Genomic DNA, 17,583 nt, shown 5'->3' on the forward strand with positions numbered 1-17,583 from the left:
CCCCTTACTTCACCACGGAGAGCGTGCGCAGGGGCGTATTCAAGAGAACCGCACCGATGATCACCACGCCGAGCACGCCCTGCTGCACGAAGGTCGGCAGGCCGATGATGATCATGCCGTTGTTGAGCACCATCACGATCAGCACGCCGACGAGCGTGTTGAACACCCCGCCCTTGCCGCCGGTCAGCGCAGTTCCCCCCACCACGACGGCACTGATCGCGGTGAACAGTTGTCCGCTGCCGATCAAGGCGCTGCCGGCGCCCAATCGCGCGCAGGCGAGGATGGCCCCTATCCCGAAGAAGACCCCCGCCAGAGTGAAGGCCAGGATGCGGACGCGCCCGGCTGCGACGCCGGAAGCCCTGGCAAGATCCTCGCCACCACCCAGCGCCATGATGTGACGGCCGAGGCGGGTATGATCCTGCACATACCAGGCGATGAGCAGCATGAAGGCCGCGACATAGACGGCCAGGGGGACGCCGGCCAGGCGAGAGAGCGCCAAAGCGCGGATCGACGGATCGAGGATCTGCACCCTTTCACCACCGAGCAGGACCGTGGCGAGGCCGGTGCCGACGAAACCCATGCCGAGGCTGACCATGAAGGACGGCACCTTCATGGCCACATGGATGGTGCCGACGATGCAACCGAAGGCAGCCGCCGTCGCAAGCGCCAAAGGCAGTGCGAGCAGGCCGAGATCGAAGCCCGTGCCGGCGGAATTGGCCACGAAGGCGCAGAGCGCCGCCGCCGTCACCGCCATCGATCCCTCGATGGACAGATCGATGGATCCCATCAGGATGATGAAGGTCACGCCCAGGGCCAGGGTCAGCGGCGCTGCCGCCGATGCGGCCACGCGGATGAGATTGCCGAGCGAAAGAAAATGCGCATCCAGCAGCGAAATGCCGAGGCACAGGCCGAGCAGGACCAGGACCGGCGCAGCACGCGCGAGGGATTGTCTGGGGATCACCATTTCGACTGTCTCGGTTCGAGAGTTCCGTACAATCCTTGCGAGAGGGGCGATGCGCGAACGCCGGTGGGGAAAGGCTGGGAGAGACCTTGCCCCGCGTGTCGCGCATCGCCGACGGGCGCGATCTCAGTAGGTGATCTGGCCCGTAACCTTGCCCCACAGATCGTTCCAGTCGACCTTGGGTGTCTCGTCGATATTGGCCTTCCAATAGGCCTCGACATCCGCCTGCGTGATCATGACACCGGTACCGTAGAACTCGCGGTGTTCCTTGGATTCCTTGGAGGGAGAGAAAGCGCCGGTCGCCGCATGATAGCCCAGGGAAAGGGCGATGCCGCCGATCCAGTAGGGATTCCAGTCGACGGTTGCGGCCATCTCCTTGTTGCGGATCGCCGTGACCGCATCCTTGGTGCCGTCGATGCCGGTGACCTGGACCTTGCCGGCAAGGCCTTCGGCGCGTAGCGCCTCGAGCGCACCGACGGCCATGCCGTCATTGGCGGCCCAGATGCCCTTGATCTTGTCGCCGAAGCGCGTGATCCAGGCGGCCACGACATTGTTGGCCTTGGTGGAATCCCAGTCGGCATCCTGGAAATCGAGGAGTTCGACCTTGCCATTGGCCTTGATCGCATTCATCAGGCCCTGCTTGCGCTGGATGGCGGGGGCATTGGAGGCAATGCCGCCAAGCGCCACGATGCCGCCCTCACCACCGAAACTGTCGAACAGGGCCTTGGCCGTCTGCTCGCCGGCCGGCACGCCGTTGAACGACATGTGGGCGACGTAGTTGTCGCCGAAATCCCAGGGATGCAGATCGTCGGGCTTGTTCCACACCGTGACGACATGAGCACCGGCCTTGGCGACGGCTTCCACGATCGGCCGGGCATCGGGAACATCATTGGGATCGACGCCCAGCACCAGCTTGTTGCCGACCTTGGCCAGCATGGCCTTGATGTCGGCGATCCCTTTTTCGCTGTTGCCCTCCGTCACCAGAGCCGCATAGGGCGCACCCACCGTATCGGCATAGGCCTTCGAGCCCTTGTCCCAGGCGACATGAAAGGCGTTCGAGAGCGAACGGATCGAGCTGGAAAATTGCAGGTCGGATGCCGCGAAGGCACGCCTTGCACCGGCAGGCAGCAACAAAGACCCGGCCGCGAGGGCCGAACCGATCAGAAAGCGACGGCGTTCGATCAGCGCCGCCTCGATGAAATCAAGGCCAGAAGCCATTGGACTATTCCTCCTCGGATCTCGTTGTTCGAGAGACGGCTTTTCATGCTTATGGTTCGCGCCGTCGATCTTTAATTAAATTGATGAATTTAAGTGAGTCAAGCGCGTTTCCTACGTGGGTGAGACGAGGGTGCGCCTGTCGGATGGCACAGGGAATTGCGGTGGGACGTTGCCGAACCTTGATCCCGGAACCGTGGGAGGGTTCGAACCGCGCTGGCGAAGCCGCGGGCGCTCAAACCGCGCAATCGCTGCGGGTTGCTTCGGGATGGCGTTGGCTCGTTCGCCGATGTCGACGCCCGTCTACAGGGCGGGCGGCAAAGGCCGGATCGCGGCATTCGAGCGTCCATCGCCGCCGGCATGAGCGATCTAAGACCTTTCTCGATGCAGAAGGTCTTGACGAAGCCCCCTACTCTGCTAGACCGCCCCTATTAGCGCGACCTCGTTGCGAGCGCGCGAATATGTGGAAGGGTGGCCGAGTGGTTTAAGGCAACGGTCTTGAAAACCGTCGTAGGCGCAAGTCTACCGTGGGTTCGAATCCCACCCCTTCCGCCATTTCAATCCCTTCTGACCACGTCAAATGCCGCCATTTCTTGCTCTGGCGCACTCGCCTAGCCCAGGCTTGTCGCAGCAATCGTTGCTGTATGAGCGATTGGCCGAAGTTGAGCAGGCCACAATGTCCTGAAGGGATACCTATCTGGGCGCACCCCTGCGGTCGCGCGAAGGGCGACCCTGGCTGTTGTCCGATTAAAACTATTTCCGCTCTCGGAGCGGCCACGCCGCCGATTGGCACCGCAAGAAAGCGCCGGCAGGCACTTCCTGTTTCCGCTGGTACTTTCCACACAGTTCAGTTTTTTATAAGTCTGGTGAGTTTCCAACGTTTACATGGCTAAGAACACCCATAGTGCAATCTCACAAATGCCCTTCAGGTATCTTGCCTACCGGTTGCACCCGCTAAGAATGAAGCATGTCAGACAACGGCAGCATCCCGACCTCCCCGCCACCGAAGGCGGAAGAAAAGTGCAAAAATATGTTTGGTTTGCGCCCTCTTAAAATTGCACTTATCGCCGCAGGCATCGCGGTAATTGGCTGGCAGATCGCGGTTACAGAATGGAACATCAATAATTTACGCACAAGGGGGTTCGAAGACTTCGTTATCGAGGGCACGAGAATGCACGCTTATTTCCCTCTCATCGGTGGCATCATAGGCTCCGCGGTAAGCATATTTATTGTAAAATTGGTCAAAAATACATGGAAATCGAGGAACAATAATTGAGTGCTTTTTCCACTTGGAAGCGCATCTGCGGCCAAATCATCAAGGTATCATATGCATGAAGATCTGAAATATGCCAAAAATGGCTGCATGATTATCCGACTTTCTATAACTATTCTTTCATTTTCCTTCTATGCATTCGCCCTGTGTTTGCCTGCAATTCATGGCCATGGATCAAGCTTATATGGTTTGTTTTTGTTATTGTTGGGGTGGATTAAAGCTATGAATCTCGAATGTGAGGCTTGGCTGGCAAATCCGATCTTCGCGATGTCGCTCATATTCTTCCTTGCTGCGGAGTATAAAATATCAGCGCTGTCGGCCATCGTAGCCGCCCTAGTCGGATTGGATACCTTTCGCCTTGAACGGTTTGAGATCGATGAAGCGGGTAATTGGGTTCCGTTCGAGCGCGCAGGTTCAGCCTTCTACGCCTGGGAACTGAGCTTCGTCATTTTGGCGGCCGGTGCTCTCTATCTTTGGAAACGGACGCAACAGCCCGCTTCCCCATAGATAGTACGCATAGGCGCGCGTACCTCTTATCCGAGCCCGGCTACACGAACGGCTGAATGAGACGGCGAACTGCGACGTTCGGGCCGCAATATGCTCGCGGGCCATGGTGAACAAAGTTGGCGGCCGTCATAGAACGCAAAGCGAAAGATACCCGCCATCTTCCGATACGGCCGCCATTGCAATCGCCCTTACTTCATTGAGATCGCCAGGCCGGTGACATCGGCGTTGACCTGCAGGCCGACCTGCCTGCCCTGGAGTTCGAGCTGGGCACCCTTTCCGTTGGTCATGACGATCACCTGCGCGCCCTTGCCGACGGCGCCGCCGCCGCCTGCCGCGCCATAGACCCCTGTCGCGTCTCGGACGCGGTAAATATTGCGCACCCTGCCCTGGAAATAAGTCTTGGACGCGCCGAAAGCGAGGCCGCCCGAGATGCCGCCGATGGAGATGGGATAGCGGCGACCATGGAAGGTCAAGGTGCCCTCACCTCCGGAGCCTCCCACGAAGAAGGCGGCCTTGTAGACGTAAAAGCGGATCGTACCGCTGTCGGCTTGGGCGGAACTGGCGAGGCCGATGCCGGCCGTAGCGACAACCGCAGCGACGATTGTGCGAAATCTGGGCGAAATATTCATGATGCACATCTTTCAAAATTGCCGGTGACCCGGCTGAAGGGCATGTGAGCGTCATGCCAAAGCTAGAGCTAAACAGTCTCGCCCGTCGTTGGTTCCAGGCATGCCGGTTCGAATGGCCGCCCCCTGGCTTCATCGAATGGCCTTCAACGCGACCATCGCCACTTGCGGACAGTATCGCCCCGATGCGCTGGCGCGATCCCCCGGGTGCGTTGCGCGATCAGGCCGGCATATAGGTCAACCGGATCACATCCGTGCCGATCAAGTCGCTGGCCACAAGGCGTAGCGGCGGCCGGGGGCCGGCAAAGAACGGCTTGCCGCGACCGAGCACGACGGGGTGGAAGTAGAGGCGATATTCATCGATGAGGCCAAGATCGGTCAGGCTTTGAGCCAGGTCTGGTCCTGAAACCGAAATCTCCCCATCGAGCTCGCTCTTCAACCGGCCTATCAGAGCCGCAATGTCCTCCGCGACAAGCGTGGCGTTGGGGCCGACTGATTTCAACGAGCGCGACGCGACCCATTTCGGCTGGCCACGCCACGCCGCCGCGAAAGCGCGGAGATCCGAGGTCCACTCAGGATGGTCTTCATCCCAATAGCGCATGACCTCGTACATGCGGCGGCCATAGACACTGCCCGCCAGATTACGCACATGCTCTATCCAGTGACGGAAGAGCGTGGGATCCGGCGCGAAGTCCTGGTGGTCGACATAGCCATCCAGGGACAGATTCATTCCGAAAATGATCCTCGCCATACCGCCAAGCCTCCAGCCCAAATCTCCTGGAATATTTTGACGGGCTGCCGGATATGGCAATCAAATTCGCGGATTGCCGGGGCCAAGCCTGGGATAGACCTGCAGGGCGAGCGACGGTGATCAGCCGGGCTAAGGCAGTCGGCACGGAGCCCTGCCGCGAAACGGTGAGAAACATCGCTCGTGTAACCGGGTTTCGTAATCCCGGTTGCCGCCCCTCCGGCCCGTGAGGCCAGAGGGGTCTTGTTTGCGTCCCGCGCTTCGCAGGCGCCCTTATCGGCAAACGCGCCGGGTCACCCACACCGGCCGGCCATGCTTGAAGGTCTTGGTCTTGACGACCTTGCACACCGGGCGATGGTGGTGGCGATCAAAACCCGGATGCCGCCAGTCATGCCGGGGGGCCGCCGAGGCCGCAAGAGTTGTTCCGCCAAGTGCCGCAATGGAAAGGACGACGGCGCAAATAAGCTTTTTCATAATATTCTCCTAGAAAAGCCGCCCCCAGCTATGCGGGCAAACTAGCGAGACAAAAATGAACGGTTTCTGAAAATGATAGTAACAATCACGGCATAGTGTGTGCTGTAGAATGATGGTTAATGGAGGCGTCGACGGCAGGCCCTCGCCTTGCCATGTTGCATGTCCACGATGGCTGTCACGTCAAACAAGGCTGTCACGCCGCAACCCTCCCCTGCTTGCGGAGATGGATGAGCTGGGCCGTCAGGCCGACGATGAGCAGGACGAGAAGGCTGCCCTGAGCCCCGAGGAGGAGTGGCGACTTCAAGTCGGTGACGAGGGGATGGCCGTCCGGCACACGGCGCAGGGTCTCGGTGACCGTCGGCACCATCAGCAGGAAGATGGTCAGGCTCAGGCAGATCGTCTCGATGAAGCGCTTGGTGCGTTCCAGCCCCGGAAGCCGCCCAACGCCATAGCCTGCGACCAGCAACATGATGGTCGCCGCACCGATGACATAGCTCACCGGCTGATGCGCAACGAGAAATGCCGTTGCGGCACCGATGACCATCGAGATGAAATAGATGATGCCGGATGTCGAGCCAGGTACAATCCGCCCGTGGCGAATAAGCATATAAAGAGCCAGCGGAATGGCGGGCAAGCTGCCGAGTGTATGCACCCAGCCGATCGGAGAGATTCCAAACATCTCAGTCTCCTATTTTTCTTCCAACTAGAAGGTAGTTGAGCAGGCAAACTCAACACACACCTTCAAAGTTGAGCCGGACCGATCGAGGGGGAGCCCTCAGCCGATTTTCCGATCTTTACGGGGATGAAAAATGACTCATTCCGTCCGCTAAGTGAGGCACTCACTATCTACCTTCTGGTAGGGTGGCTGTCAAGTCACTCGCCTGATGGGCCGGGCATCGTCCCACGGCCCCTAGGAGCGCTTGATCTGCTCGATCAGGTCGGTGCGACGCGACGGGCTGGCGAAGCCGAGAAGAAGCGTGGAAGCGCCAATCCGAAAAGCGCTATCAAGATCCTCATCTTGAAGTTCGCCCGCGATCCAGAACGAGACGCAACCCCGGAAATTGAAGGCAAGCTGGTCTGCCAGCACGGCCTGGGCAAGCGCCTTCGTCTCGACGGTCATGCCAGCGAAATCCCCCAATGCCAGCAACCAGAGTTCCCGCGAGTTCTGCCGCACCGGACCGGGCTCGGAATTGGCAACGCCGAGCGATCCCACCACCGCCTTGTGGACGTCCGGCTTCTCCAGCAGGAGCGCGACGCTGATCCGTCCCATTGCCAACACATGGTCGATCGCGTCACCGGTGGGGGCCTCGTCGCCGAATTGCGTCGCCATCCGCTGGATCAGGCGGGCCGAAAGCGCCTGCATGATCGCATTTTTGCTGCCGAAATGATTGAACGGCGTTGCGAACCCTACGCCCGCCTCGGCCGCTAGCGCCCGCATCGAGAAATCCGCTGTCTCGCCTTTTTCAAGCAAGCGCTCGGCGGCGTCGAGTACGACCTCCCGGGCAAGCTGCCTGTTCCTTTCCCTGAGGGGCTGTCGCTCCGTTCCGGCCATGACCGCTTCAACTCCCTGTTTCGAGCATCACTTGAAAAGCTATATCATGATATATAATTAAGTCCATGATATAATATGGCGAGCCAGATGGCGCGCTGCAAAAGGAGCTCCCATGAGCAACAACAAGACCTTTCTCATTACGGGTGTCAGTTCGGGGCTGGGCAAAGCCTTTGCCGAAGGCGCACTCGCAGCCGGGCACCAGGTGATCGGCACGGTCCGCAATGCCGACGCAGCACAGGCATTCATGGTGCTTGCACCGGGTCGTGCGCATGCCATGCTGCTCGACGTGACGAATTTTGATGCCGTTCCGAAGGCCGTTGCCCAAGCGCAGGACGAGGCTGGTCCCATCGACGTCCTCGTCAACAATGCTGGCTACGGCCATGAGGGTATCCTGGAGGAATCGTCGCTGGACGAGATGCGTCGCCAGTTCGACGCCAATGTGTTCGGCGCGGTCGCGATGATCAAGGCGGTGTTGCCGGGCATGCGGGCGCGGCGTTCCGGCCATATCGTCAACGTCACCTCCATGGGAGGCTTCATCACCATGCCGGGCATCAGCTATTACTGCGGCAGCAAGTTCGCCCTCGAAGGCATCTCCGAAGCACTCGGCAAGGAAGTGAAGCCTCTTGGCATCCATGTGACGGCGTTGGCGCCGGGCCAGTTCCGCACCGACTGGGCCGGGCGCTCGATGGTTCGCTCCGAGCGCAGTCTTGCCGCCTATGATGCGGTCATGGACCCGATCCGCGCCGCCCGGCAGGCAAAAAGCGGCAATCAGCCGGGTGATCCCGCCAAGGCCGCACAGGCGCTGCTCAAACTCGTCTCGGCCGAGAACCCGCCAGTCCGGCTCTATCTCGGGGTCGATGCGCTCAAGCTCGTCCGCGACAAGATCGATGCGATGAAGGCGGAAATGGTGGCTTGGGAAGAAGTCTCCCGTTCGACCGACTTCATCGAGTGAGCCTGATCGGAGAGGCCGTTGCTGCGCTGACGGGACGAAGATTCCCGCCCGGCGCCGCTTGGCTTCCCTGTCCTGTTCGCTATCGGGGGCGGTGAAACTGCCTGGATCCGCAGACGTCCTGTCGGTGTTCGGCGAATGCCGCTCCTTCCACTCTTGATATAGGGCGCCGCCCCCTCTTGCTTCAAGATGTCGGTCATCGCGTAGAAAACGGGCCCCGACCGTGATTTCGTGAGGTGGCAGATGTATTCGTCCGGACATGACGTGGTCATCGCTGGAGGTGGCCCGACCGGGTTGATGCTGGCGGGTGAACTGGCCCTGGCGGGTGTCGACGTCGCCATCGTCGAACGGCGCTTGAATCAGGACGTCGAGGGTTCGCGCGCAAGCGGGTTGCATCCGCGATCGATCGAGGTGCTGGACCAGCGCGGCATCGCCGATCGCTTTGTCGCACAGGGCGAAAAGCATCGGGTCGTGCCGTTTGCCGGAACGGTTCTGGACGCCAGCGACCGTGCAACCCGCCACAACTACACGCTCGCGCTGTGGCAGGCCAAGATCGAGCGCCTTCTCGCCGATTGGATTTCCGAATTGGCGGTGCCGGTCTATCGGGGCTGTGAGGTGACGGGCTTCACGCAGGACGACACCGGTGTAAATATCGGATTGGGCGATGGCCGGACGATGCGGGCGCAATATCTTGCCGGCTGCGATGGTGGTCGCAGCCTTGTCCGTAAGACGGCGGGGATCGAATTCCCCGGATGGGATCCCGACATCAGCTATCTGATTTTCGAAGCCGACATGGCGGACGAACCGCCCATCGGCATGCGCCATGGCGCAAGAGGTGTCTATGCCCTTGGCCGGTTGGAGGACGGCAAGCGCGTCCGCGGCGTCGTGACGGAGCAGCGTCTCGAACCAGGCAGCAAACCCACGGTGGACGAACTCCGCGGGACGCTTGCCGCCGCCTATGGGTCGGATTTCGGCATCAACGACGTCACTTGGCTGTCGAGGTTCACCGATGCTGCCCGACAGGCGGCTTCCTATCGGCAGGGACGCGTGCTGCTCGCCGGTGACGCCGCCCATGTGCATTCTCCGGTCGGCGGACAGGGCCTCAATATCGGCCTGCAGGATGCCGTCAATCTGGGATGGAAGCTGGCACAGGTGGTCAAGGGCGTCTCACCGGACGACCTGCTCGACACCTATCATGCCGAACGGCATCCGGTGGGAGCAGCCTTGCTGAAACACACCCTCGCGCTCACGGCTCTCAATCGCGGCGATGAACGAACGAAGGCCTTGCGCGAGATGATGGCGCCGGTGATGCAAATGGATGCTCCACGCATCTGGTATGGCGCCATGATGTCCGGCCTCGACATTCACTACGACCTCGGTGAGGGACACCCATTGCTCGGCCGCCGCATGCCCGATCTCGACCTTGTCGGCGCCAAAGGGCCAGTTCGGGTTTTCGATCTCCTGCACGACGCCCGGCCCGTGCTGCTCGATCTCGGAGTGTCCGGCAGCCTCGACATTCGGGGATGGGCGGATCGCATCGCGCTGGTCGAGGCGAGATTCGAAGGGATATGCGAGCTTCCCATGATCGGCCCGGTCTCATCGCCAATCGCCGTGTTGATCCGGCCCGACGGCCACGTCGCCTGGGTCGGGAATGGAGACGCACGGGGCCTCGAGGCTGCCCTCGGAACCTGGTTCGGGAAACCAGCGACGCGATAGGATTTGGGCGAGGCGATTGGATACGGATGATGAAATTCATTCAGCATCCATTCATATTACGTAACGGAATGTCAGTGTCGTCAAATCCGACTGGAGATTTTCAATGAAAAAGCTTCTTCTTGCTGCCCTGATTGCCGTCGGCGCGTTGTCTGCCAGCGTTGCACCGTCATCCGCCCTTGCTCCGGTTCATCTGGGCACTCCCGCCGCAACGCAGGCCGAACAGGTCGGCTGGCATGGCTGGGGGAAGCATGGCTGGCGCCGGCACCACGACAATGGCCTGCATCGGGGCTGGAGGCGCGGTCGCCATGAAGGCTGGCGCCGGCATGGCGGACGGCACGGGCATGACGGCTGGCGCAGGCATGGTGGCCGGCATCACCGTTGGTGATCGTCTGCGCGCGGCAGCAATGTCGCCAATCAAGTCACCCGACAAAAAAGCCCGACGCTTCATGCGCCGGGCGAGTTCTATTGGGGTACTATCGTCAGCCGACCTCTCCTCATCGTCGTGGCCGTTGACTGGGGCGAGTGTGTCGACGGCCTGTGACTTCGGCGTGATTCCAGAGGTCCTCTGTTCTATCGTACCGCCGTGTAAAAGGTCGTCGCACCGAGGCTGGCGCTCCGGTCGGTAACCTCGCTGACGGCCTGTCCCTGCAGCAACCAGATCAGCCCCATCACGTCATAACGTGCAAGCGGTGCCGTCGGGTGCAGACCGAAGAGGTCATCGGCGCTCCAGCCGAGTTCGGCCACCTGGTCGCCCCAATCGGTCAGGAACTCGATCGCGTCATGTTTGGCCTGCTGCCAGCGCTTGGCGTCGCCAATCGGATTGGTTTTCTGGAGCTTGGCCAATTCCTCGGCAAAGGGCCCCACATAGGTTTGGGCGATGGCGAGCGCTGCAGGCATGTTCGAACTCCGTCTTGAGATAGACGGATTCACGCCCCGAACGGTGTAGATTCGGTTGCCTGATCCTTCCTGCCGAGAACCGGTGCTCGCTTTTCGACGCGATGTCTTAGCCTGGCGCGAAGCCGGGCCAATAATGCCCGTCGGGAGTCGGGCGTTTGCCGAAGATGGCCTGGCCGACGCGAACCACGTCGGCCCCCTCCTCGATCGCGGCTTCGAAATCGCCGGACATGCCCATGGAGAGCTCTGTCAAGGCCGCATTACGTTTTACCGCTCGATCACGCAGGGCCCGCAGCAGGCGAAAGCAGGGGCGCACGCGGGCCATGTCGTCGCTGAACAGCGCCAATGTCATCAGCCCGCGGGGGCGCAAGCGCGCGAAGCCCTCGAGCCGGTCGACGAAATCGAGCAGGGCGTCGGGATGCAGGCCGAACTTGCTCTCCTCGCCCGAGGTATTGACCTGGACGTAGACGTCGAGGAAGCGATCCTCGATGGCGAGGCGCCTGTCCAGCATCTCGGCGACGCGCAGGCTGTCGAGGGCGTGAAACTCGCGGGCAAAACGGGCGAGATATTTCACCTTGTTGGTCTGCAGATGCCCCACGATGCTCCAGGCGATCGGCAGGTCGGCGAGGTCGTCGCGCTTGCTCTGCGCCTCCTGGATCTTGTTCTCGCCGAAGTCGCGGATACCGGCGGCGAAGGCGAGCCGCAGCACGGGAGCCGGCACGGTCTTGGTGATGGGAAGAAGGCGCACCGTGGCCGGTTGCCGGCCCGCGCGCAGGCTGGCCGCCTCGATCCTGCGTTCGACATCGGTGAGATTGGCAGCGAAACTTGCCCTTGGATCGGGGCCGAAGCGGGCAATGTCGGTCTCGCCGAGAGCGGCCGTATCGGCGTGAAGTTCGTTCATTTCAAGCATCCAGTCTCGTATCGCGCCGCCATATCAAAGCGGATCGAGGGGAATGAGCGAGGCGACCCGGCGATCGGCCGGATCGGGGCTGTCGGCGAGCGCGCGCGCCACGCCGGCCCGATCGGCAGCCGGCCGGTTCTGGCTCAGCTTGCGCTTGCCTTCCAGGCGACGGATTGCCAGCCGCACCCCGACGATACCGCGCAGTTGTGCCTGGACGAATGCCGGCGGCGCATCGGCAACCTGCCAGGGCGTGGCCATCGCCCCCTCGCGCAGATTGGTGAGGCGGGTGACGGCCTCGAGCAGGCGCACGGGATCTTCGAAAAATTCCACCGGCCCATAGGCGTGGACGGCTTCGTAGTTCCAGGTCGGCACGACCTTGTGATGTTCGCGCTTGGCGGCATACCAGCTGGGCGAGACATACGCGTCGGCACCCATGAAGATGGCCATGGCGTCGCCGATCGGCTCGGCCTGCCATTGCGGATTGGCGCGGGCAAGATGACCATAGAGCGTGCCATGCTCTCCTTCGTCCGGGTCGAAGAGTAGTGGCAGGGGCGTGCCGATCGGGCCATTGGCGGTTGCGGTCACCAGGGTGCTCAGGCGCGTATCCCGTATCAGCCGAAGCAGGATGGCCGGATCGTCTTCGCGGAAGGCGGGCGGTATGTACATTGCGGGGGACTCGTGAAAATTCGGCTCGTGAAAACTCGACTTGGTTTCCAGTCAAGATAGGAGCAAACTGGCTTAATAAGAACGTCCAGTTTGGGTGATTTTGGCTAGACCAGTTGTCATGACGCAAGATCGACAGGTCCGGGGTCCGGGAGCCCGGCAGATCTATGACGTGCTGCGGGCTCAGATCTTGGCGGGAACCTATGGGGATGCGGGTGCCCTGCCCTCTTCGCGCGCCTTGGCATCCGAACTCGGCGTGGCCCGCGCGACCGTCACCTCGGCCTATGAGCAGTTGTCGGCAGAAGGTTTCATTCGCAGCCGCCAGGGCGCCAGGCCGAAAGTAGCCGCCCTTCTCGACCGCACGCCGCCGTCATCGCCGGCGTTGACGAGCTCTGCGCCCCCGCCGCTGTCGAGCTATGGCGCGCGCCTCGCCCAGCAACCGGCCTCTCCTCCGTCAGCAGCGCGGCCTGCCGTCGATTTCCGTTATGGCGACCTTGCCGCGTCGGACTTTCCCACGCCGATCTGGCGACGCGCCATATTGGGGGCGCTGGCGCAAAGGCCGGATCGCCTTTCCTATGGCCATCCGGCCGGCTCGCTCCGATTGCGGCGGGCCCTGCAGGGTTATCTCTGGCGGGCACGTGCGCTGCGTTGCGAGGCCGAGCAGATCATCATCGTCAACGGATCCCAGCAGGGGTTGGATCTGTGCAGTCGCCTCCTGCTCGATCCCGGTGATGGTGCGATCGTGGAAGATCCCTGCTATCGGATGGCTCGGGACATTTTCGCCGCGGCCGGTGCCAGGGTCATGCCAATTCCGGCCGATCAGGACGGGCTGGACACCTCGCGGCTCGACGACGCCGAGGCACGGCTCGCCTATGTCACGCCCTCGCATCAGTTTCCGCTCGGCAGCGTGCTGTCGATCGCCAGGCGCCACCGCTTGCTCGCCTGGGCCCAGGAGCGCGACGCTTATCTGATCGAGGACGATTACGACAGCGAGTATCGCTACGACATCAATCCGGTGCCGCCGCTTCATGGCCTGGGCCACGGCCGGAACGTCCTCTATCTCGGCACGGTTTCGAAGACCATGTCCCCAACCCTGCGCATCGGCTATCTGGTAGTCCCTTCCGGCCTCGCTGCCATTTTCACGCACGCCAAGCAGATCATGGACAGGCACAGCCCGGCCTTGGAGCAGGAAGCCCTCGCCACTCTCCTGGAGACCGGGGCCTATGAACGCCATATCCGGCGCATTCGCCGGCGCATGGCCGAACGCCGCGATACCCTGCTCGAAGGGCTGCGGCAGTGTTTCGGCGACAGGCTTGCCGTCGAGGGAGCCAAGGCGGGCCTTCACATCATCGCATGGTTCCGCCATATTCCGGCGGCCCTGGAGGGAGAATTGATCCGGAAAGCCGGCCAGGTCGGGCTCGGTCTCCACCTCCTGACGCCACTCTATGCCGCGGGCAGCGCGACGAGGCCGGATCAAGCCGGCCTGGTGATGGGCTATGGCAGCCTGGATGTGCGCCAGATCAGGAGGGGCGTCGAATTGCTGGCCAATTGCGTGGCAGAGGTCGAAAGCGGCAACTGAAGCCGTCCTGGCATCGCTTTCTTTTCCGACGCGCATGGAGCAGCGGCCACCTGCAAGGAATATTGAAGGAAGAGATTGGGATGGCGCAGAACATTTACGACCGTCAGGAATTTTTCGACGGATACAGCCAATTGCCTCGCTCGGTCCACGGCCTGTCGGGAGCGCCGGAATGGCCGGACATTCGAGCCCTGATCCCCGATCTCGTCGGCGAGCGCGTGGTCGATCTCGGCTGCGGATTCGGCTGGTTCAGCCGATGGGCCCTCGATCACGGGGCGGCGAGCACGCTTGGCTTCGACCTCTCCGAGAAAATGCTCGCGCGAGCCCGGGAGATGACCGCGAGTTCCAGGGCTGAATACCGGATTGCCGACCTCGAAACCCTCGAACTGCCGGCGGCTGATTTCGATTTCGCCTACAGCTCGCTGGCTTTCCACTATGTCGCGGATTTCGGCCGCCTGGCCAAAACTATCCATGACAGCTTGCGGCCAGGTTCCGGCTTCGTCTTTTCCATCGAACACCCGATCTACATGGCTCCGAGCCATCCGGGCTGGCAGCACGATGAGGAGGGCCGGAGGATCTGGCCGCTCGATCGCTATTCCGTAGAGGGCGAGCGCACCACGGACTGGCTGGCCAAGGGCGTCGTCAAATATCATCGCACCCTCGGGACGACGCTGAACACCCTGATCGACGTCGGCTTCGCGATCAGGCGCGTGGTGGAATGGAGCCCGACGGAAGAACAGGTGGCACAGCACTCCGCGCTTGCGGAAGAGCGCGATCGGCCGATGATGGTGATCATATCCGCTGGGCGCTGAGCAGGTTCCGGAGAAAACATCAGCACTTTTCCGGAGCTTTCTCGACCTCTTCACGAGCGGCTCACGCCTCGATGCTATCACGCGGTTGCAAAAAGCGACGAACCGAAAGCCAAGGAGCAGGTGAGATGACCCAACAGTCCCAGTCCAGAACGACATCCGGCCGCGGCCGCCTTTTCGACAGCATCCTGGAGACGGTGGGCGACACACCCGTCATCAAGATCAACAACATCGCCCCTGATCATGCCACGATCTACGTCAAGGCGGAGTTCTTCAACCCGGCCGCTTCGGTGAAGGACAGGCTGGCGCTGAGCATCATCGAGCATGGCGAACGCACCGGCGCGCTCAAGCCGGGCATGACCGTGGTCGAGGCGACCAGCGGCAATACCGGCATCGGCCTTGCCATGGTCTGTGCGCAGAAAGGCTATCCGCTGGTCGTCACCATGGCGGACAGCTTCTCGATCGAACGCCGCAAGCTCATGCGCATGCTCGGCGCCAAGGTGGTGCTGACGCCACGTGCCCAGAAGGGCTTCGGTATGTATCGCAAGGCGGTGGAACTGGCCGAGGCCAATGGCTGGTTCCTGGCCCATCAGTTCGAGACCGAGGCCAATGCCGCCATCCATGAGGCGACCACGGCACGCGAGATCATCAACGATTTCGCCGGCAAGCGGCTCGACGTCTTCGTCACCGGCTATGGCACCGGCGGCACCGCCGTTGGCGTCGGGCGCGTGCTGCGCCGGGAACGCCCCGATACCCGTATCGTGCTGTGCGAACCCGCCAATGCCCAATTGGTCGGCAGCGGCCAGAAGCAGGAACGCGATGCCGATGGTTCGCCGGCCGTTGGCCATCCTGCCTTCGAGCCGCATCCGATCCAGGGCTGGACGCCGGACTTCATCCCCAAGGTGCTGCAGGAGGGGATCGACAACAAGCTCTATGACGAGCTCGTTCCGATTGCCGGTGCCGAAGGCGTGAAATGGGCCAAGGCGCTGGCCCAGAAGGAAGGCATCTTTGTCGGCATTTCCGCCGGCGCCACTTTCGGCGTCGCCCGCCAGATTGCCGAGAAGGCGCCCGCCGGCTCCGTCATCCTGTGCATGCTGCCCGATACCGGCGAGCGCTATATGACGACACCCTTGTTCGATGGCATCGAGGCGGAAATGGATGCCGAGGAGATCGCGCTTTCGAAGTCGACGCCGGGCTATCAGTTCCCGGAATGATCCCTGGGATCGCAGGCGTCTCGCCTGCATCTCCCTCCCCCACAAGTGCGACGTTTCCAGGATGCAGGCGAGACGCCTGCGGTCCCAGGAAACGTCCTCCGGTTTCAGGCGTGTTCAGCCCAGCACCGACTTCACGGCCTTGGCCGCCGCCGACACCACGACGTCGGCCTCCTCGCGCGTGAGGCAGAGCGGCGGCGCAAAGCCCATGATGTCGCCCTGCGGCATGGCGCGGCCGATCACGCCGTTCTCCAGCATGGCAGCGACCACGCGGGGGCCGACCTTCTCGGACACGTCGAAGAAGACGCGGTCGTCGCGATCCCTGACCAATTCGACGGCCGCCATCAACCCCTCACCCCGGATCTCGCCGACATGGGCATGCGCGCCAAGCGCGTCGGTGAGAGCCTGCTTGAAATAGGCGCCGACGCTGCCGGCATTGGCGACCAGGTCGAGCTCGTCGACGAGTTCGAGATTGGCGACGCCCGCCGCAGCGCAGAGCGGGTGAGAAGAATAAGTCCAGCCATGGCCGATCGGGCCGAACTCGTCCGAGCCCTTTTCGAGGATGCGCCAGACCTTCTCCGAGACGATCACGCCGGAAAGGGGTGCATAGGCTGACGTCAGCCCCTTGGCGATGGTGATCAGGTCGGGCTTGATGCCGTAATGATCCGAGCCGAACATCGAGCCGAGCCGGCCGAAGCCGGTGATGACCTCGTCGGCGATCAGGAGGATGTCGTATTTGGTGAGGACGGCCTGGATCTTCTCCCAATAGGTGCGCGGTGGCGGCACGATGCCGCCGGTGCCGAGCACCGGTTCGCCGATGAAAGCGGCAATCGTATCCGGCCCCTCGGCGAGGATCAGTTCCTCGAGCTTGGCGGCGCAATGATCGGCGAATTGCTCCTCGCTCTGCGAACGGTCCTCTCGGCGGAAATAATACGGCGCTTCCGTGTGCAGGATCGGCGGCTTGGGCAGGTCGAACAGATTGTGGAAGGCGGCCAGGCCGGTGAGGCTGCCCGACATCAAACCCGAGCCGTGATAACCGCGCCAGCGCGAGATGATCTTCTTCTTCTCGGGGCGGCCCAGTACATTGTTGATGTACCAGACCAGCTTGATGTTGGTCTCGTTGGCGTCCGAGCCCGACAGGCCGAAGAAGATCCGGCTCATGCCTTTGGGTGCCCGGTCGATGATCATCTTGGCCAGGGTGATCGAGGGTTGGGAGCCATGGCCGACATAGGCATGGTAATAGGGCAGTTGCGCCGCCTGCTCGGCGATCGCCTCGGCGATCTTGGTGCGGCCGTAGCCGACATTGACGCAATAAAGGCCGGCAAAGGCGTCGAGGCTGCTCTTGCCGTTGCGATCGGTGATGTAGACCCCCTCGGCACCGGTGATGATGCGGTTGGGCGTCTCGCCGCGGGCATGCTGGGCCATATGGGTCGAGGGATGGAAGAAGTGATCGCGATCCCAGGCGGTGAGTTCATTGTCGGAAACGGCGCGGTCGAGCATGTCGGCTC

General features: G+C 62.0%; 19 protein-coding genes and 1 tRNA gene. 9 read left to right on the forward strand and 11 right to left on the reverse strand.

Annotated features, from left to right (window positions below):
* Positions 1-4 precede the first annotated feature (4 nt).
* Both ACTJKX_RS05850 and ACTJKX_RS05855 read right to left on the reverse strand, forming a co-directional pair.
* Positions 5-964, reverse strand: coding sequence for an ABC transporter permease (locus ACTJKX_RS05850; RefSeq protein WP_440724655.1), 960 nt, complete (start codon positions 962-964; stop codon positions 5-7).
* A 123-nt stretch (positions 965-1,087) separates the two neighbouring features.
* Positions 1,088-2,179 (reverse strand): sugar ABC transporter substrate-binding protein, encoded by a 1,092-nt coding sequence (locus tag ACTJKX_RS05855; protein ID WP_394309010.1) that lies wholly within the window; start codon positions 2,177-2,179, stop codon positions 1,088-1,090.
* A gap of 462 nt (positions 2,180-2,641) precedes the next feature.
* On the opposite strand from ACTJKX_RS05855, the gene ACTJKX_RS05860 reads away from it, so the two are divergent.
* The 3 genes from ACTJKX_RS05860 to ACTJKX_RS05870 all read left to right on the forward strand — a co-directional run bounded on the left by ACTJKX_RS05860 (position 2,642) and on the right by ACTJKX_RS05870 (position 3,956).
* Positions 2,642-2,731 (forward strand) — tRNA-Ser (locus ACTJKX_RS05860).
* Between the two features lie 412 nt (positions 2,732-3,143).
* Positions 3,144-3,452 (forward strand): hypothetical protein, encoded by a 309-nt coding sequence (locus tag ACTJKX_RS05865; protein ID WP_440724656.1) that lies wholly within the window; start codon positions 3,144-3,146, stop codon positions 3,450-3,452.
* A gap of 51 nt (positions 3,453-3,503) precedes the next feature.
* Positions 3,504-3,956 (forward strand): hypothetical protein, encoded by a 453-nt coding sequence (locus ACTJKX_RS05870; RefSeq protein ID WP_440724657.1) that lies wholly within the window; start codon positions 3,504-3,506, stop codon positions 3,954-3,956.
* Between the two features lie 188 nt (positions 3,957-4,144).
* Here the strand turns inward: ACTJKX_RS05870 and ACTJKX_RS05875 are convergent, their stop codons facing one another.
* The 5 genes from ACTJKX_RS05875 to ACTJKX_RS05895 all read right to left on the reverse strand — a co-directional run bounded on the left by ACTJKX_RS05875 (position 4,145) and on the right by ACTJKX_RS05895 (position 7,356).
* Entirely contained in the window at positions 4,145-4,585 is a 441-nt protein-coding gene (locus tag ACTJKX_RS05875) for a hypothetical protein (protein WP_311938369.1), read from the reverse strand.
* A 217-nt stretch (positions 4,586-4,802) separates the two neighbouring features.
* The gene (locus tag ACTJKX_RS05880; RefSeq protein ID WP_440724658.1) at positions 4,803-5,333 is read right to left on the reverse strand and encodes a dihydrofolate reductase family protein; all 531 of its coding nucleotides are present in this window, start codon (positions 5,331-5,333) and stop codon (positions 4,803-4,805) included.
* Positions 5,334-5,603: 270 nt separating this feature from the next.
* On the reverse strand, positions 5,604-5,804 hold the full coding sequence (locus ACTJKX_RS05885; RefSeq protein ID WP_156771352.1) for a hypothetical protein: 201 nt from the start codon (positions 5,802-5,804) through the stop codon (positions 5,604-5,606).
* A 193-nt stretch (positions 5,805-5,997) separates the two neighbouring features.
* The gene (locus ACTJKX_RS05890; protein WP_440724659.1) at positions 5,998-6,483 is read right to left on the reverse strand and encodes a hypothetical protein; all 486 of its coding nucleotides are present in this window, start codon (positions 6,481-6,483) and stop codon (positions 5,998-6,000) included.
* A gap of 231 nt (positions 6,484-6,714) precedes the next feature.
* Positions 6,715-7,356, reverse strand: a complete 642-nt coding sequence (locus tag ACTJKX_RS05895) for a TetR/AcrR family transcriptional regulator (protein WP_440724660.1) — start codon at positions 7,354-7,356, stop codon at positions 6,715-6,717.
* A gap of 112 nt (positions 7,357-7,468) precedes the next feature.
* Here ACTJKX_RS05895 and ACTJKX_RS05900 point away from each other — a divergent pair, with 112 nt between their 5' ends.
* The 3 genes from ACTJKX_RS05900 to ACTJKX_RS05910 all read left to right on the forward strand — a co-directional run bounded on the left by ACTJKX_RS05900 (position 7,469) and on the right by ACTJKX_RS05910 (position 10,406).
* The gene (locus tag ACTJKX_RS05900) at positions 7,469-8,308 is read left to right on the forward strand and encodes an oxidoreductase (protein ID WP_440724661.1); all 840 of its coding nucleotides are present in this window, start codon (positions 7,469-7,471) and stop codon (positions 8,306-8,308) included.
* A gap of 240 nt (positions 8,309-8,548) precedes the next feature.
* Complete coding sequence (locus tag ACTJKX_RS05905) at positions 8,549-10,021, forward strand: FAD-dependent monooxygenase (protein ID WP_440724662.1); 1,473 nt, start codon at positions 8,549-8,551, stop codon at positions 10,019-10,021.
* A 103-nt stretch (positions 10,022-10,124) separates the two neighbouring features.
* Positions 10,125-10,406 carry a hypothetical protein gene (locus tag ACTJKX_RS05910; RefSeq protein WP_311938362.1) on the forward strand — a complete coding sequence of 94 codons (282 nt, stop codon included), beginning with the start codon at positions 10,125-10,127 and terminating at the stop codon, positions 10,404-10,406.
* Between the two features lie 185 nt (positions 10,407-10,591).
* Here ACTJKX_RS05910 and ACTJKX_RS05915 read toward each other — a convergent pair whose 3' ends face one another.
* From ACTJKX_RS05915 to ACTJKX_RS05925, 3 genes are all read right to left on the reverse strand, one after another.
* Positions 10,592-10,918 carry a hypothetical protein gene (locus ACTJKX_RS05915; protein ID WP_440724663.1) on the reverse strand — a complete coding sequence of 109 codons (327 nt, stop codon included), beginning with the start codon at positions 10,916-10,918 and terminating at the stop codon, positions 10,592-10,594.
* A gap of 106 nt (positions 10,919-11,024) precedes the next feature.
* Positions 11,025-11,816, reverse strand: coding sequence for a YggS family pyridoxal phosphate-dependent enzyme (locus ACTJKX_RS05920; protein ID WP_440724664.1), 792 nt, complete (start codon positions 11,814-11,816; stop codon positions 11,025-11,027).
* 33 nt (positions 11,817-11,849) lie between these two features.
* Positions 11,850-12,482: an FMN-binding negative transcriptional regulator gene (locus ACTJKX_RS05925; RefSeq protein WP_440724665.1), complete on the reverse strand. Its 633-nt coding sequence runs from the start codon at positions 12,480-12,482 to the stop codon at positions 11,850-11,852.
* Positions 12,483-12,600: 118 nt separating this feature from the next.
* On the opposite strand from ACTJKX_RS05925, the gene pdxR reads away from it, so the two are divergent.
* The 3 genes from pdxR (at position 12,601) to ACTJKX_RS05940 (ending at position 16,078) form a co-directional block, all read left to right on the forward strand.
* Complete coding sequence (gene pdxR / locus ACTJKX_RS05930; protein ID WP_440724666.1) at positions 12,601-14,058, forward strand: MocR-like pyridoxine biosynthesis transcription factor PdxR; 1,458 nt, start codon at positions 12,601-12,603, stop codon at positions 14,056-14,058.
* An 80-nt stretch (positions 14,059-14,138) separates the two neighbouring features.
* Positions 14,139-14,867: a class I SAM-dependent methyltransferase gene (locus ACTJKX_RS05935; RefSeq protein WP_440724667.1), complete on the forward strand. Its 729-nt coding sequence runs from the start codon at positions 14,139-14,141 to the stop codon at positions 14,865-14,867.
* A 125-nt stretch (positions 14,868-14,992) separates the two neighbouring features.
* Complete coding sequence (locus ACTJKX_RS05940) at positions 14,993-16,078, forward strand: PLP-dependent cysteine synthase family protein (protein ID WP_367622690.1); 1,086 nt, start codon at positions 14,993-14,995, stop codon at positions 16,076-16,078.
* A gap of 114 nt (positions 16,079-16,192) precedes the next feature.
* Here the strand turns inward: ACTJKX_RS05940 and ACTJKX_RS05945 are convergent, their stop codons facing one another.
* Positions 16,193-17,575 (reverse strand): aspartate aminotransferase family protein, encoded by a 1,383-nt coding sequence (locus tag ACTJKX_RS05945; protein ID WP_440724668.1) that lies wholly within the window; start codon positions 17,573-17,575, stop codon positions 16,193-16,195.
* Between the last annotated feature and the right edge of the window lie 8 nt (positions 17,576-17,583).

This window comes from Labrys sp. 22185 (assembly GCF_052045555.1).
Taxonomy (GTDB): Bacteria; Pseudomonadota; Alphaproteobacteria; order Rhizobiales; family Labraceae; genus Labrys; species Labrys neptuniae.